We start from the raw sequence: 13619 nt of genomic DNA on the forward strand, positions 1-13619 counted from the left end.
GTAGGTGAATCCTTCCGGGACTCTATTGACGGCCGCGCCGTCCACACAAGAGGCTTCCGGAAGAGGGGCGAGGGCGATGTCGACGAACGACGCGGGTGGGGCCCAGGTCAAGTCCGCCGTGCGGACCGTGGAGTTGCTGGAGTACTTCGCCGGGCGGCCCGGCATGCACTCGCTCGCCGCCGTCCAGGAGGCCGTCGGCTATCCGAAGTCCAGCCTGTACATGCTGCTGCGCACCCTGGTCGAGCTCGGCTGGGTGGAAACCGACGCGACCGGCACCCGGTACGGCATCGGCGTGCGGGCGCTGCTGGTGGGCACCTCGTACATCGACGGCGACGAGGTGGTGGCCGCCGCCCGGCCCACCCTGGACCGGCTCTCCGACGACACCACCGAGACCATCCACCTGGCCCGCCTCGACGGCACCAACGTGGTCTACCTGGCGACCCGTCAGTCCCAGCACTACCTGCGGCCGTTCACCCGCGTCGGGCGCCGGCTGCCGGCCCACTCCACCTCGCTCGGCAAGGCACTGCTCGCCACCCACACCGACGAGCAGGTGCGCAAGCTGCTGCCGGAGACGCTGCCCGCGCTCACCGAGCACACCGTCACCGACCGCGAGCGGCTCATCGAGGAGCTCGCCGTCATCCGCGAGCAGGGCTACGCGGTGGACCGCGAGGAGAACACCCTGGGGCTGCGCTGCTTCGGCATCGCGATCCCGTACCGGACCCCCGCGCGCGACGCCATCAGCTGCTCGGTGCCGGTGGCCCGGCTGACCCCGGGCCACGAACAGCTGATCAAGGACGCGTTGTTCGACGCCCGCGACCGGCTGACGCTGGCGACCCGCAGGCTCTGAGTCCGACCTGGGGGGCGGGCCGTCTCCCCCGCGCGGCGGAGGCGGTTCGTCGTACGGCAGGAGGTGCCGGGGCGGGTCCGCGCGGGACGGTGGGGACATGACCACACCGACGCTCCCCGCTCCCGCACCGGCCGCTCCCGCACCGGCCACCGGCCGGCTCCGGCCGCTCCTGCGCATCCTCGCGATCGTCGCCTGCCTCCCGTACATCTGCCTCAAGGTCGCCTGGGTGGCGGGCAGCAGGGTCGGCATCCCGGCGGGCAGCGTGCTGCTCGACCACCCGACGATGATGGGCGTGGCCAACGCGGTCTCGGTGCTCGCCGACGCGGTCGTGGTGCTCCTCGCGCTGCTGCTCACCCGGCCGTGGGGGCTGCGGGTGCGGGCCTGGCTGCTGGCCTTCCCCATGTGGGCGGCGATCGGGCTCATCGGCCCGATCGTGATCGCCTACCCGGCCCAGCTGCTCGTCTCGCTGTTCGGCGGGAACGGCGGCGGCTCCTCCGGCCCGCCGCGCGAACCCTTCCTGGACGCCTGGGTGTTCCCGATCGTGTACGGCGGTTTCATCGTGCAGGGCCTCAGCCTCGGCACCCTCTTCGCCCTGTACGCCCGCGACCGCTGGGGCCGGATCTGGGTCGGGCGGCTCGGTGCGCTGCCGGCCGCCGTGAGCGGACCCGGCGTGCGGGCCGTCGCCGTCGCCGGGTCCGTCGTGGCCCTCGTGCCCGCCACGCTCGGCATCCTGTGGGCCTCCGGCACGACCACCGGTCTCGCGCCGCAACTGGCCGCCGAGTACGACGCCGACCGCGCGGTCGTGGACGTCGTACGGGCGCTCCTCCTCGTCCTCGCCGCCGTCGCCACCCTGCTGCTCGTCCTGCGCCGCCCGGCGTGGCTCCGGCTGCGCACCGTGATGGGCGTGTCCTGGGTGGCCTCGGGGTCCGCCGGCTGCTGGGGCGCGTACATGCTGCTGGTCGCGGCGCTGCCGCAGGGCGATGCCGGAAAGGCGCCGACGGGTCTGATGATCACCGCCTACGCTGGCGAGATGATCACCGGATTCCTGCTGGCGGGCTGCCTGGCCGTGGTGCTGAACCGCCGGGGCGCGGCGGCGTGAGACGGCTCTGGGGCGGCCTCTTCGGGCAGCGGGCCCGGCGGCGCTGGCTGCATCTCATCGTCGGCGGCGCCCTGTTCATGCCGTACTGGCTGGTCGGCACCGTGCTCGTCGGCCCCTTCGCCGAGAACGGGAACGCGTTCGCGGGCGGCCTCGGCTTCCAGCTCGCGGCCTATGTTGTGGGGCTGCCGCTCGTCGCGGTCACCGCCCTCTTCCCGCTCGCCCGGCCGATGTCGGTGGCGGCGGCGCGGGCGCTGTGCGGGGTGGCGCCGGGCCATTTCGCCGACGGACCCGCCCGGGGCCCGGCCGCCAGGGCGCGGACCGCCGGCTGGCTCACCCTCCATCTCGGCAGCGGGGCCCTGGTCAGCGGGGCCTCGCTCGCGCTGCCGCCGTTCGCGGTCGCGGTGGCCGCGCTGCCCTTCTCGGCGGCCCTGCGCGCCTCCGAGATCGGCCGGTTCTGGCATCTCGACCAGCCGTGGCTCGCCTGGGCCGGGCTCCCGCTCGGGCTGCTGATGCTGCTCGGGCTCGCGGCCGTTGCGGCGGCGACCGGCGCGCTGCTCGCCCGCGCGGCGCCCCGGCTGCTCGGGCCGAGCCCCGCGGACCGGCTCGCGGCGGCCGAGCGGCGCGCCGCCGAACTCGCCGTCCGCAACCGGCTCGCCCGCGAGCTGCACGACTCGGTGGGCCACGCCCTGAGCGCGGTCACCCTCCAGGCGGGCGCGGCCCGCCGGGTCCTGGACGGCGGCGCGGCGGACCTCGCGTTCGTCCGGGAGGCGCTGGCGGCGATCGAGGAGACCACCCGGCGCACGGTCGGCGAGCTGGACCGGGCCCTGGGCCTGCTGCGCGGGGACGCGGAGCACGAGGAGGGCGTGGGCCCGGGGCTCGACGCCCTGGAGGGCCTGCTGCGGGGCGCGGGGCCGCGGGTGGCGCTGACGGTGGACGGGGCCCTGGACTCCGTACCGGAGACGCTGTCGCGGGAGGCGTACCGGATCGTCCAGGAGGGGCTGACGAACGCGGCCCGGCACGCGGGCGGCGGGCTCGTCACCGTACGGCTCGAAGCGCGTACCGAGGAGTTGGAGATCATCATGGAGAACTCCCTGCCCGGGCGGCCTCCGGTCGCCCGCCCGGACGGCGGCCGCGGGCTGCGCGGGATCACCGAGCGGGCCCTGCTGCTCGGCGGATCCGCCGCGGCCGGCCCGGCGGACGGCGTCTGGCGCCTCGCGGTCAGGCTGCCCCGGTGAGCGCCCCGGACATCAGGATCGTCCTGGCCGACGACGAGCGGATGGTGCGGACGGCGCTGCGGGTCATCCTGGACGCGGAGCCCGGCCTCGTGGTCGTCGGGGAGGCGTCCACCGGCGCCGAGGCGGTGTCCGTGGTGCGGTCGCTGCGGCCCGACGTGGTGCTGATGGACGTCCGGATGCCCGAGGTCGACGGCATCCAGGCGACCCGGCAGATCCTCGCCTCGCTGCCGGACGCGCCGCGGATCGTGGTGGTGACCACCTTCGAGAACGACGCCTACGTGTACGACGCGCTGCGGGTGGGCGCGGCCGGTTTCCTGCTCAAACGCGCCGCCCCGGAGGAGCTGGTGAGCGCGGTCCGGCTGGTGGCCCGCAGCGAGTCGCTGCTCTACCCGGCGGCGGTCCGCGGGCTCGCCGCCGAGCACGCGCGCCGCCATCCGCCGGTCGCCCCGCCGTGGGCGGCCCGGCTCACCGAGCGGGAGGCGGAGGTGCTGCGCCGGATGGCGAAGGGCCTGACCAACGCGGAGATCGCCGCGGGACTGGGCGTGGGCCCGGCGACGGTGAAGACGCATGTGGCCGCGGTCCTGGCGAAGACCGGCGCGAGGGACCGTACGCAGGCGGTGATCGCCGCGTACGAGTCGGGGTTCATCACCCCGGCGTGAGGGGCGGGGCCGGCCGGACACGGGGGTGTCGGCCGGCCCGGCCCGGCCCGGCCCGGCCCGGATGAACGTTCCCTGAGAAACCTGAGAAACCTGAGAAAAGGGACACATCCGGAACGTCGCCCGCCGTTCCGTTCGTCCCGCATATGGGATGAACAAGACGATCAGGCGCGCCTCGGTCTTCACGCTGCTCCTGGTGCTCGCCCTGCTGGGGCGGGCCACCTGGGTGCAGGCGTACGAAGGCAAGGCCCTCGCGGACGACAAGAGCAACCGGCGGAAGATCATCGCGCAGTACGCGCAGCCGCTCGGGAACATCATCGTGGCCGGTTCGCCGGTCACCGGTTCTAAGGAGACGAAGGGCGGCGACCTCGCGTACAAACGCGAATACACCGACGGGAAGCTCTACGCGGCGGTCACCGGGTACAGCTCCCAGGCGTACGGCGCGACGCAGCTGGAGGGGATCTACTCCCATGTCCTGGACGGCACCGACACCCGGCTGAAGAACCCGGTGGACGCCGTCACCCGCAAGCAGACGGAGCCGGGCTCCGTCCTGACGACGATCGACCCGGCCGTGCAGAAGGCCGGCTACGAGGCGCTGGGGAACAAGAAGGGCGCCGCCGTCGCCATCGACCCGAAGACGGGCCGCATCCTCGGCATGGTGTCGACACCCTCGTACGACCCCTCGAAGATCGCGGGGATGACCGACGGCGACGCCTGGAAGCGGCTCACCGAGGACGAGGACAAGCCGCTGGTCAACCGGGCGCTGCGGCAGCCGCTGCCGCCGGGCTCGACGTTCAAGCTGGTCGTGGCGGCGGCCGCGCTGGAGGACGGGCTGTACGGCTCGGTCGACACGGCGACGCGGAGCCCCAACCCGTACAAGCTGCCCGGCTCGACCCGCTACCTGGAGAACGAGAACGCCTCGGCGCCCTGTGAGAACGCCACCATCCGCACCGCGCTGCGGTACTCCTGCAACAACGTCTTCGCGAAGATGGCGGTCGACCTCGGCCAGGACAAGGTGAAGGCGATGGCGGAGAAGTTCGGCTTCGACGACAAGGAGCTGGACGTCCCCGTCCGGGCCTACGCGAGCGTCTACCCGTCCGACATGGACAAGGCGCAGACGGCGCTGAGCGGCATCGGCCAGTTCGACGTGACGGCCACCCCGCTGCAGATGGCCATGGTGTCGGCGGCCATCGCCAACGACGGTCTGCTGGCGAAGCCGCACATGGTCTCCCAGGTCGTCGACTCCGACGGCGACGCGCTGCAGTCCTTCGAGGACGGGGACACCGAGCGGATCGTCTCCTCGGCGACGGCGGAGCAGCTGCGCAGCGCGATGCGGACGGTGGTCGAGGAGGGCACCGGCACCAACGCGTCGATCGCCGGCCTGGAGGTCGGCGGCAAGACGGGCACCGCCCAGCACGGCGAGAACAACAGCAAGACGCCGTACGCCTGGTTCACCTCCTACGCGAAGGACCCTGCGACCGGCAAGGAGGTCGCGGTGGCGGTGATGATCGAGGACTCGGGCGCGGCGCGCTCGGAGGTCAGCGGCAACGGTCTGGCGGCCCCGGTCGCGCAGAAGATGATGAAGGCGGCGCTGAAGTGAGGTAGCGGCGGGCGGTCGTCACGGCCGAAGTGCCCGTGGCCGCCGGGAAGCCGGGAGGCACGGAAGCCGGGCGGCACGGAAGCGGGGGGCACGGAAGCGGGGGGGGGCACGGAAGCGGGGGCACGGAAGCGGGGGGGCGGTGGAACGTCGGCCCCCGCTTCACGATATGCAGGGGGCATGCTCACGACCGTACGCCTGCCCCGCTCCCCGTCCGGCTGGACCATGGCCGTCTTCGGCGTTCTCGCCGCCTCCCTCGGGGCGGTGGGCCTGGTGTCCCCGGACACCACGATCCGACTCATGGGGCTGACGCCCCTGTCCGAGCTGTCGGAGGCGGGGCCGGCCGAGGGGGATCACACCGCGCTCTTCCTGACGGCCTCCTCCATGGCCGCGCTCAACATGGGCGTCTACTACGTCCTGGCCGCCCTGGCCGACTGGAAGCCGTTCTTCCGCTGGACGGTCCCCTTCCGGCTGCTCACCTGCACGGTCTTCACCCTCGCCGTCCTCACCGGTCGCGCCCCGGCCGGCTTCCTCGGCGTGGGGCTCTGGGAGGGCCTGGGCGCGGTGCTCACGGGGGTGGCGCTGCGGTACGAGAGGCAGAAGGCCCGGGTGGCCGCGGAGAGTTAGGGCATCTGCCCGATCCGGAGGCGGCTCCTCAGACGCCAGCCTGCGGGCATGCGTCTTCCTCTCTACCTCTGCGCCGTGCTCGTCTCCGGGTTCGGCACCACCGCGATGTGGCTGGTCTCCGGGATCTGGGTGAAGTCCCTGACCGGCTCCGACTCCCTCGCGGCCCTCACCGCCTTCGCCCTCTGGGCGCCCGCGCTGCTCGGTCCGGTGCTCGGCTCCCTCGTCGACCGGGTGCCCCGACGTCCGTTGCTGGTCGTGCTGAACCTCGCGATGGCGGCGCTGCTGCCCCTGCTCCTGTGGGTGGACCGGCCCGAGCGGGTGTGGCTGCTGTTCGCCGTGCTGTTCGTGTACGGGACGCAGGGCGCGGTCCACGAGGCGGCGGAGGCGGCGCTCGCCGCGGGCGCGCTCGACCAGGAGCGGCTCGGCTCCTTCAACGGGCTGCGGATGACCGTGAACGAGGCGATGAAGCTGGTCGCCCCGCTGGTCGCCGCCGGGCTGTTCGCGCGCTACGGCGGCGGTCCGGTCGCGCTCCTCGACGCGGCGACGTTCGCGCTGGCGGCGGGGGTGTTCGCGCTGCTGCGGGTGCGGGAGGCGCGGATCCCGGCCGGCGGCGAGCGGGTCCGGGTCGCGGACGGGGCCCGGCCGCTGTGGGACTCGCCGGTGCTGCGGGCCCTGGTGGCGGCGGGCGCCTTCACCATGTTCCTCGCCGGACTCAACGGAGCCGCGATCTACGCCGTGGTGGACCGCGGTCTCGGGCACTCCCCCGCGTACGCCGGTGTGCTGTACGCCGTGCAGGGCGCGGGCTCGGTGGTGGCGGGGCTCGCGGCGGGACCGCTGCTGCGCCGGGTGCCGGAGCGAGCGCTCGCCGCGGCCGGTCTCGCGCTGTTCGCGGTGGGGGTCGCCGCGCGGGCCCTGCCGTACGACGCGGTGGCCCTGGTGGCGAGCGGGGTGATCGGGGTCGGGCTGCCGTGGGTGCTGATCGCGGCGATGACGGCGGTCCAACGGCGGGTGCCGGCCGAGCTGGTGGGGCGGGCCGCGGGCACCGCGAACACCCTGGTCTTCGTGCCGAACGCGGTGGCCCTGGCGGTGGGGGCCGGTCTGGTGGCGGTGGTGGACATGCGGGTGCTGCTGCCGGTGGTGGGGGTGGCGGCCCTCGCGGGTGCGGCCTCCCTGTCCGCCGCTCCCGCGAGCCGACGCGACGGCTCCCCGACCACCGGCTGACCCACCGCGGCCGAGAGCCCGCCGCCGGGCACCGTCGCCTGGCCCCCCGCGGACGAGGGCCCACCGCCGGAGCACCGTCGCCGAAACGGACCGCCGCCCGGGCGCCATCGCCAGGGCCTGCCGCCTGGACCCCGTCACCGAGACCCCGCCCACCCGGGTCCCGCCGCCCAGGTCCGGCCGCCCGGGGCCGGTGTTCCGGAACCCGTCGCGCGGGCGCCATCGCCGGGCCTGCCGCCTGGACCCCGTCACCGAGACCCCGCCCACCCGAGTCCCGCCGCCCGGGTCCGGCCGCCCGCAGGCCAGTGGTCCGGGACCCGCCGCCCGGGCGCCATCGCCAGGGCCTGCCGCCTGGACCCCGTCACCGAGACCCCGCCCACCCGGGTCCCGCCGCCCGAGACCGGCGGTCCGGGTCCGCAGGCAGCCGCCCGGGGGCCGGTCGCCACAGGCCGGCAGCCCCGGGCCGGTCGCCCGGGACCCGCCGCCGAAGGCAGCCGCCCGGGTCCCGTCGCCACGGGCCGGTAGCCCCGGCCCGGTCGTCAGGACCCCGGCGCCCGAGGCACTCGGGGGCTCACCCGAGGTCCTTCAGGGCCTCCGCCACGGTTGCCAGGTCCGTGTCCGAGGCCAGGCCCGCGTGGTAGAGGCGCAGTTCGGTGGCGCCCTCGGCGGCCGCCTTTCGCGCGTCCGCGGCGAGGGTGGCCGGGGAGCCGCCCAGGCCGGCGACGACGGGGAGGTTCGCCGCGAGGACCGTGCCGTCGCGTCGGTGGCGGGCGAAGGGGGCGACGGTGGCGGCCGGGGTCACCACGCCGTCGGCGACGGCCAGGATGTGCCGCGGCTCCGTTCCGGCGTTCGCGCCACAGCGGTACGGGGCCGGGTCCGCGTGCAGCAGCACCCGGAAGCCGGGCGGCGCCGCGGCCCGTACGGCGGCGACGGCGGCCTCCTGCAGGGTGCGGGCGGCTTCCAGGCGCCAGCCGAGCGCGGCGGGCGGGGCGGGGCGCGGGGCCGCGCCCCGCCAGACCGGCTCCAGGGCGCTGCGCACGTCGGCGGCGAGGGCGTCGGGGTCGGCGCCGTGGCGCGCGTACCCCTCGCGGCAGGAGGGGCAGAAGCAGAGCGACATCAGGTACTGGGCGGTGTCGTCGAGGGTGACCCCGGCCGTCTTGTCGTGCGCGTGGAGGTGGGCGAAGCCGTACCAGCCGCAGGACTCCAGCTCGGTGCCGGCCGCGCCCGGCCGGACGGCCGCCTCGGCCGCCAGCTCCACCAGGTGGGCGCGGACGGCGTCCTGGCCGATGCAGGGGGCCCAGGGGTAGCGGTCGCCGTACGCGTTGACCACGGAGGTCTCCGGGTGTTCGGCGCCCAGCCGGGAGTCGTGGGCGAGGACCACCCAGGAGTGGACCTCCAGGCCGGCCGCGACGAGCGCCCGCGCGGCCGCCCCGTAGGCGTCGCCGGGGGCCCAGTCGCCGGCCGGGCGTGGCCGGAGCGTCCGCCCCTGCCAGCGGGCCGGGTCCGGCGGGTAGAGCACGGCGGCGTGGGCGGCGGTGACGATCCGGTGGCGGGGGTGGCGGGGGGTCAGGGCGCGGGTCGAGTGGTAGGCCGAGGCCAGCGTGATCCGGTCCAGGCCGAGGCCGGCGAGGCGGGCGGGCGCGGCCGGGTCGCCGTTGACGTCCCAGGGGTAGAGGAAGGCGCCGGCCCTCACCGGGACCCCCGGGAGAGGGCGGCCCGACCGCGGTCGACGAGCACGGCGAGCTCCTCGAGGTGTTCGGGGTGCGGCTCGCTGAGCGGCGGGCGGACCTCGCCGACGTCCAGGCCGTTCATCCGGACGCCGGCCTTGACGAGGGAGACGGCGTAGCCGCGGCCCTTGGCGCGGAGTTCGGCCAGCGGGCGGTAGAAGGCGTCGATGAGACGGTGGGCGGCCGGGTCGTCGCCGGTGGCGAGGGCCCGGTGGAAGGCGAGGGCGATGTCGGGGGCGAAGCAGAAGACGGCGGAGGAGTAGAGGGCGACGCCGATGCCCCGGTAGGCGAGGCCGGTGAGTTCGGCGGTGGGCAGGCCGTTGAAGTACAGCAGGTCGAGGTCCGCGGTGCGGACGGCGCTGACGATGCGCTGCATCAGGTCGAGGTCGCCGACGCCGTCCTTGAGGCCGATGATCCCTTCGGTGCGGGCGAGCGCGACGGCGGTCTCGGGGGTGAGGACGGCGTTGTCGCGCTGGTAGACGATCACGGGGAGGGCGGTCGCGGCGGCGAGTGCGGTGTAGTGGCGCAGGAGTCCCCGCTGGTCGGCGACGACCAGGTAGGGGGGCATGGCGAGCAGCCCGTCGGCGCCGGCCTCCTCGGCGAGCCGCGCGTAGCGCACGGCGAGCGCGGTGCCGTAGCCGGCGCCGGCGAGCACCGGGACGCGGCCGGCGGCCTCCTGGACGGCGGCGGCGACGCAGTCGTGGAACTCCTCGGGGGTCAGGGCGTGGAACTCGCCGGTGCCGCAGCAGGCGAAGACCGCGCCCGCGCCCGCGTCGATGCCGGCGCGGACATGGGCGCGGAAGGCGTCGAGGTCGACGGTGCCGTCCGGGCCGAACGCGGTGACGGGGAAGAACAGCAGGCCGTCGAGCCGTTCGGCGAGCGGGGCAGAGGTCACGGGCGCTCCCAGGCAGATCTGTCGTGCACCATTCTGATTACTGTCCATATTCTTGAACGACTTCACGTTAGAGGCGGCGCGGAGGGACGGTCAAGGAGCCGACTTCCTTTGGCACATGGTTCCTTGACGGTCCGACACGCCACTGCCTAGCGTGACGCCCCTTCCATGTCTGTGAATTCGGACCATGAACGGAGACCGCCCCATGACCCCCGCTCCCCGTACCGTCCTGCTCACCGGCGCCGCCGGCGGCGTGGGCACCCTGATGCGGGAGCTGCTGCCCGCGTACGGCTACGAGCTGCGCCTGCTCGACATGGTCCCGGTCGAGGGCGCTGCGGACGCGATCGTCGCCGACCTCGCCGACCGGGCAGCGCTGCGCGAGGCCGTGCGCGGGGTGGACGCCGTCGTCCACCTCGCCGGGATCTCCCTGGAGGCCGACTTCGACCGGATCGTGGCCGCCAACGTCACCGGTCTGCACCACCTGTACGAGGCCGTCCGCGAGGAGGGCGGGCCCCGGGTCGTCTTCGCCTCCAGCAACCACGCGGTCGGCTTCACCCGGCGGCCGCGCCCCGGCGAGGACCCCGTCCCCGTCGACACCCCGCACCGGCCCGACACCTTCTACGGCCTCTCCAAGGCCTTCGGCGAGGACCTGGCCCAGTACTACTGGGACAAGCACGGGGTGGAGACCGTCTCGGTGCGGATCGGCTCCTGTTTCCCCGAGCCGACCTCGGTGCGGATGCTCTCGATGTGGCTGAGCCCCGCCGACTGCGCCCGGCTGCTCCACGCGGCGCTCACCGCCCCGCGGGTCGGCCACACCGTGGTGTACGGCTCCTCCGCCAACACCCGGGAGTGGTGGGACCTCTCCTCGGCGCGGGCGCTGGGCTACGAGCCGAAGGACGACTCCGAGGTCTACGCGGAGCGGCTCATCACCGAGCGGGGGCTCCCGGCGCCGGGCAGCGCCGACGACGTCTACCTGGGCGGGCACTTCTGCGTCGACCCGCCGCGCTGGCCGCACTGAGCGGGCCGGCCGCACCGGGAGGAGGGAACGGGCCCGGCCGGACAATGCGGGGGAGCCGGCCAGGCCCGGGTCGACGCGCACGGCTGGCGTACGCGGACATTCCGACGATATGGCCCCGTCAAGATCGTCGCGATCCGCGGAACGCGGCCACCATCCGGAAAGCGCGCTCGGTTTCAGCCGCGCAGCGTCGCCGACGGCGTCTCGCCGAAGCGCTCCCGGTACCGCGCCGCGAACCGGCCCGGATGCGCGAAGCCCCAGCGCCAGGCCACCTCGGTCACGCTCGCCTCGTCCGGGGCGGCCGCGCTCAGCTCCTCGTGCACCCGCTCCAGGCGCACCTCGCGCACGTACGCCATCGGGGACATGCCCACGTGCTCCCGGAACGACTCCTGGAGCCGGCGCACGCTCACCCGGGCGAGGGCGGCCAGTTCGGTGCTGGTGAAAGGGTGCTCGGGGCGGGCCCGTACGGCGTCCATCGCCCGCTTCACCGGCGCGGGCCGCGACGGGCCGCCCGGGTGCGCCAGCTCCTCACGCCAGGGGTGTTCGGCGGCCAGCAGCAGCCCGTTGAGCAGGGCTTCCTGGAGCGGGCGCGCGACCAGCTCGTGGGTGGCGAGGCCGTCCCCGGCGAGCGCTCCGGCCGCCACCTGCCGGGCGAAGGTGACCCAGCTCAGACCGGGGCCGCGGGTGATGTCGAGCAGCGAACCGAAGGCGAGCCGGCCCCGCGGCGGACGCCCGAGCAGCTGCTCGAGACGCTCGTACAGCGCACTCGCCTCGATCTTGACCGAAAGCGAGCGGCAGTCCCCGGCCCACCGGTCCAGGAAGGTGTCCCCCGCCGGGTCGAGCAGCATGGCCTGCTCCGGGGTGGCCAGGACCCGGCGCCCGGTGCCCTGGCGCACGTCCATCGTGCCGCTCATGGGCGCGTTGAGGTGGAACGCGCCCAGCTCGCCGAAGCGCATCCGGACGTCCGCGCCGCAGCTGAGGTCGCCGATCATCAGCGGCCCGAGCCGGACGGTGTCGAAGCGCGCGGCGAAGGGACGTTTCTGCGCGTCGATGACGTCCATGTAGTTGGCGTAATAGCGCGCGTCGATCTCCTCGCGCGCCTCGTCCACGTCCCGCGTCCGGAAAGAGATCCCACCCACGGATCGTAAGAATATTCGTATGACGGACCGGCCCCGGAACGGCAGGATGCCGCCATGACACCACCACGGGGATTCGTCTACGGGCGGCGGGCGGACGGCACGGTCGTCGTCACCCACCACGGCCGCGCCGCGGCCACGCTGCGCGGGGGGCGCGCGGAGAAGTTCCTGGCCGAGGTCGAGGCCGGCGACCCGCAGCTGGTGATGGCGCGCTGGACGGGCGCGTACCGCTTCGGCAACGAGCGCGCGGCCCGCGCGCACCCGCGTAACCGGAGTGGCCGAACCGGGCGAAAGTAAGGGAACGGCAAAGCCGTCCTGTTCGTTACCCCCGGCATGACCGCTATGACCCCCGGCTCGAACATCCCTCTCACCGCCGCGCGCGTGGCGGTGGACGTCGCCGCCCCCGTGCGGCTCGACGTTTCGGGCCTGCTGCTCGGCGCCGACGGCAAGGTGCGCTCCGACGACGACTTCATCTTCTACAACCAGCCCGCCGGGCCCGGTGTCACCTACCGCTCCGGCGGCGGCAGCGCCCCGGACGCGATCCTGGTGGACACCGCCGCCGTCCCGGCCGGCGTCGAGAAGATCGTCGTGACCGCGAGCCCGGACGCCGCCGGCCAGACCTTCCAGGGCATCGAGCCCACGGCGACCCTGCGCAACGCCGACGACGGCAGCGTGCTCGCCACTTTCACCCCGCCGCGGCTGGGCACGGAGACGGCCCTCGTGGTCATGGAGATCTACCTGCGCAACGGCGCCTGGAAGGCCCGCGCGGTGGGCCAGGGATACGCGAACGGACTGGCCGGCATCGCGACCGACTTCGGTGTCTCGGTGGACGAGGAGCCGGCCGCCGCCCCGCAGACCCCGTCGGCTCCCCCGGCCCCGCCGGCGCCGGCGACGCCCCCGGGTGCGCCCGACCCGCGGTCCGCCGTCGCGCAGCCGCCGGCCGCCCCGCCCGCTCCCCCGGCCCCCGCGCCGGCCGCCGCCGGCACGGGGAAGATCAACCTGGACAAGGGCCGGGTCAGCCTCCAGAAGAACCAGACCGTCTCCCTGGTCAAGGGCGGCCGCCCGCTGCTCTCCCAGGTCAAGATGGGCCTCGGCTGGGAGCCCGCGTACCGAGGCAAGGACATCGACCTGGACGCCTCGGTCATCGCCTACGGCCCCCAGCGCAACCACCTCGACAGCTGCTACTTCGGCAAGCTCTCCATCCTCAACGGCGCGATCAAGCACTCCGGCGACAACCTGACCGGCGAGGGCGCGGGCGACGACGAGGTCATCGTGGTCGACCTCGGCCGGCTGCCCGCCGACGCCACCGGCCTGGTCTTCACCGTGAACTCCTTCTCCGGTCAGAAGTTCACCGAGGTCGCCAAGGCCTACTGCCGGCTCATCGACGCCGCCACCGGCGAGGAGCTCGTCCGCTTCGACCTGACCACGGCCGAGCCGCAGACGGGCGTGATGATGGCCAAGCTCATCAAGCAGTTCACCGGCGAGTGGGAGATGACGGCGATGGGCGAGTTCGTGAAGTCCCGCACCGTCCGCGGCATGGTGAAGCCCGCCGCCCAGGCCCTGTGAGCCC

At 74.6% G+C, this 13619-nt stretch carries 13 protein-coding genes; 10 read left to right on the forward strand and 3 right to left on the reverse strand.

Going from position 1 to position 13619, the window contains the following annotated elements; genetic code table 11:
- The first annotated feature begins 76 nt into the window (after nucleotides 1-76).
- The 7 genes from ACH414_RS22145 to ACH414_RS22175 all read left to right on the forward strand — a co-directional run bounded on the left by ACH414_RS22145 (nucleotide 77) and on the right by ACH414_RS22175 (nucleotide 7282).
- Nucleotides 77-847, forward strand: coding sequence for an IclR family transcriptional regulator (locus ACH414_RS22145; protein ID WP_382539796.1), 771 nt, complete (start codon nucleotides 77-79; stop codon nucleotides 845-847).
- A gap of 97 nt (nucleotides 848-944) precedes the next feature.
- Complete coding sequence (locus ACH414_RS22150; RefSeq protein WP_382539799.1) at nucleotides 945-1946, forward strand: hypothetical protein; 1002 nt, start codon at nucleotides 945-947, stop codon at nucleotides 1944-1946.
- Nucleotides 1943-3181 (forward strand): sensor histidine kinase, encoded by a 1239-nt coding sequence (locus ACH414_RS22155; RefSeq protein WP_398943038.1) that lies wholly within the window; start codon nucleotides 1943-1945, stop codon nucleotides 3179-3181. The genes ACH414_RS22150 and ACH414_RS22155 overlap by 4 nt, the downstream gene beginning before the upstream one ends.
- Before the next feature lie 41 nt (nucleotides 3182-3222).
- Nucleotides 3223-3840, forward strand: a complete 618-nt coding sequence (locus ACH414_RS22160; RefSeq protein ID WP_382540582.1) for a response regulator — start codon at nucleotides 3223-3225, stop codon at nucleotides 3838-3840.
- Nucleotides 3841-3988: 148 nt separating this feature from the next.
- Nucleotides 3989-5437, forward strand: a complete 1449-nt coding sequence (locus ACH414_RS22165; protein ID WP_398943040.1) for a peptidoglycan D,D-transpeptidase FtsI family protein — start codon at nucleotides 3989-3991, stop codon at nucleotides 5435-5437.
- Between the two features lie 177 nt (nucleotides 5438-5614).
- The gene (locus tag ACH414_RS22170) at nucleotides 5615-6061 is read left to right on the forward strand and encodes a hypothetical protein (RefSeq protein ID WP_382539808.1); all 447 of its coding nucleotides are present in this window, start codon (nucleotides 5615-5617) and stop codon (nucleotides 6059-6061) included.
- A 48-nt stretch (nucleotides 6062-6109) separates the two neighbouring features.
- Complete coding sequence (locus tag ACH414_RS22175) at nucleotides 6110-7282, forward strand: MFS transporter (protein WP_398943042.1); 1173 nt, start codon at nucleotides 6110-6112, stop codon at nucleotides 7280-7282.
- A 568-nt stretch (nucleotides 7283-7850) separates the two neighbouring features.
- Here the strand turns inward: ACH414_RS22175 and ACH414_RS22180 are convergent.
- Together ACH414_RS22180 and ACH414_RS22185 are read right to left on the reverse strand one after the other, a co-directional pair.
- The gene (locus ACH414_RS22180; protein WP_398943043.1) at nucleotides 7851-8972 is read right to left on the reverse strand and encodes a hypothetical protein; all 1122 of its coding nucleotides are present in this window, start codon (nucleotides 8970-8972) and stop codon (nucleotides 7851-7853) included.
- Nucleotides 8969-9901: a 5-dehydro-4-deoxyglucarate dehydratase gene (locus ACH414_RS22185; RefSeq protein ID WP_382539816.1), complete on the reverse strand. Its 933-nt coding sequence runs from the start codon at nucleotides 9899-9901 to the stop codon at nucleotides 8969-8971. Before ACH414_RS22185 ends, ACH414_RS22180 begins: the two co-directional genes overlap by 4 nt.
- 202 nt (nucleotides 9902-10103) lie before the next feature.
- Here ACH414_RS22185 and ACH414_RS22190 point away from each other — a divergent pair, with 202 nt between their 5' ends.
- Complete coding sequence (locus ACH414_RS22190) at nucleotides 10104-10916, forward strand: NAD-dependent epimerase/dehydratase family protein (RefSeq protein WP_382539819.1); 813 nt, start codon at nucleotides 10104-10106, stop codon at nucleotides 10914-10916.
- 173 nt (nucleotides 10917-11089) lie between these two features.
- Here ACH414_RS22190 and ACH414_RS22195 read toward each other — a convergent pair whose 3' ends face one another.
- Nucleotides 11090-12052 (reverse strand): AraC family transcriptional regulator, encoded by a 963-nt coding sequence (locus ACH414_RS22195; protein WP_398943045.1) that lies wholly within the window; start codon nucleotides 12050-12052, stop codon nucleotides 11090-11092.
- 54 nt (nucleotides 12053-12106) lie between these two features.
- On the opposite strand from ACH414_RS22195, the gene ACH414_RS22200 reads away from it, so the two are divergent.
- A complete protein-coding gene (locus tag ACH414_RS22200; protein WP_382539824.1) occupies nucleotides 12107-12346 on the forward strand; it encodes a hypothetical protein in 240 nt (79 codons plus the stop codon).
- 36 nt (nucleotides 12347-12382) lie between these two features.
- Nucleotides 12383-13615 carry a TerD family protein gene (locus ACH414_RS22205; protein WP_382539826.1) on the forward strand — a complete coding sequence of 411 codons (1233 nt, stop codon included), beginning with the start codon at nucleotides 12383-12385 and terminating at the stop codon, nucleotides 13613-13615.
- Nucleotides 13616-13619 lie beyond the last annotated feature (4 nt).

Origin of the sequence: Streptomyces sp. NPDC020422 (assembly GCF_044386705.1) — a bacterium.
Classification (GTDB): domain Bacteria; phylum Actinomycetota; class Actinomycetes; order Streptomycetales; family Streptomycetaceae; genus Streptomyces.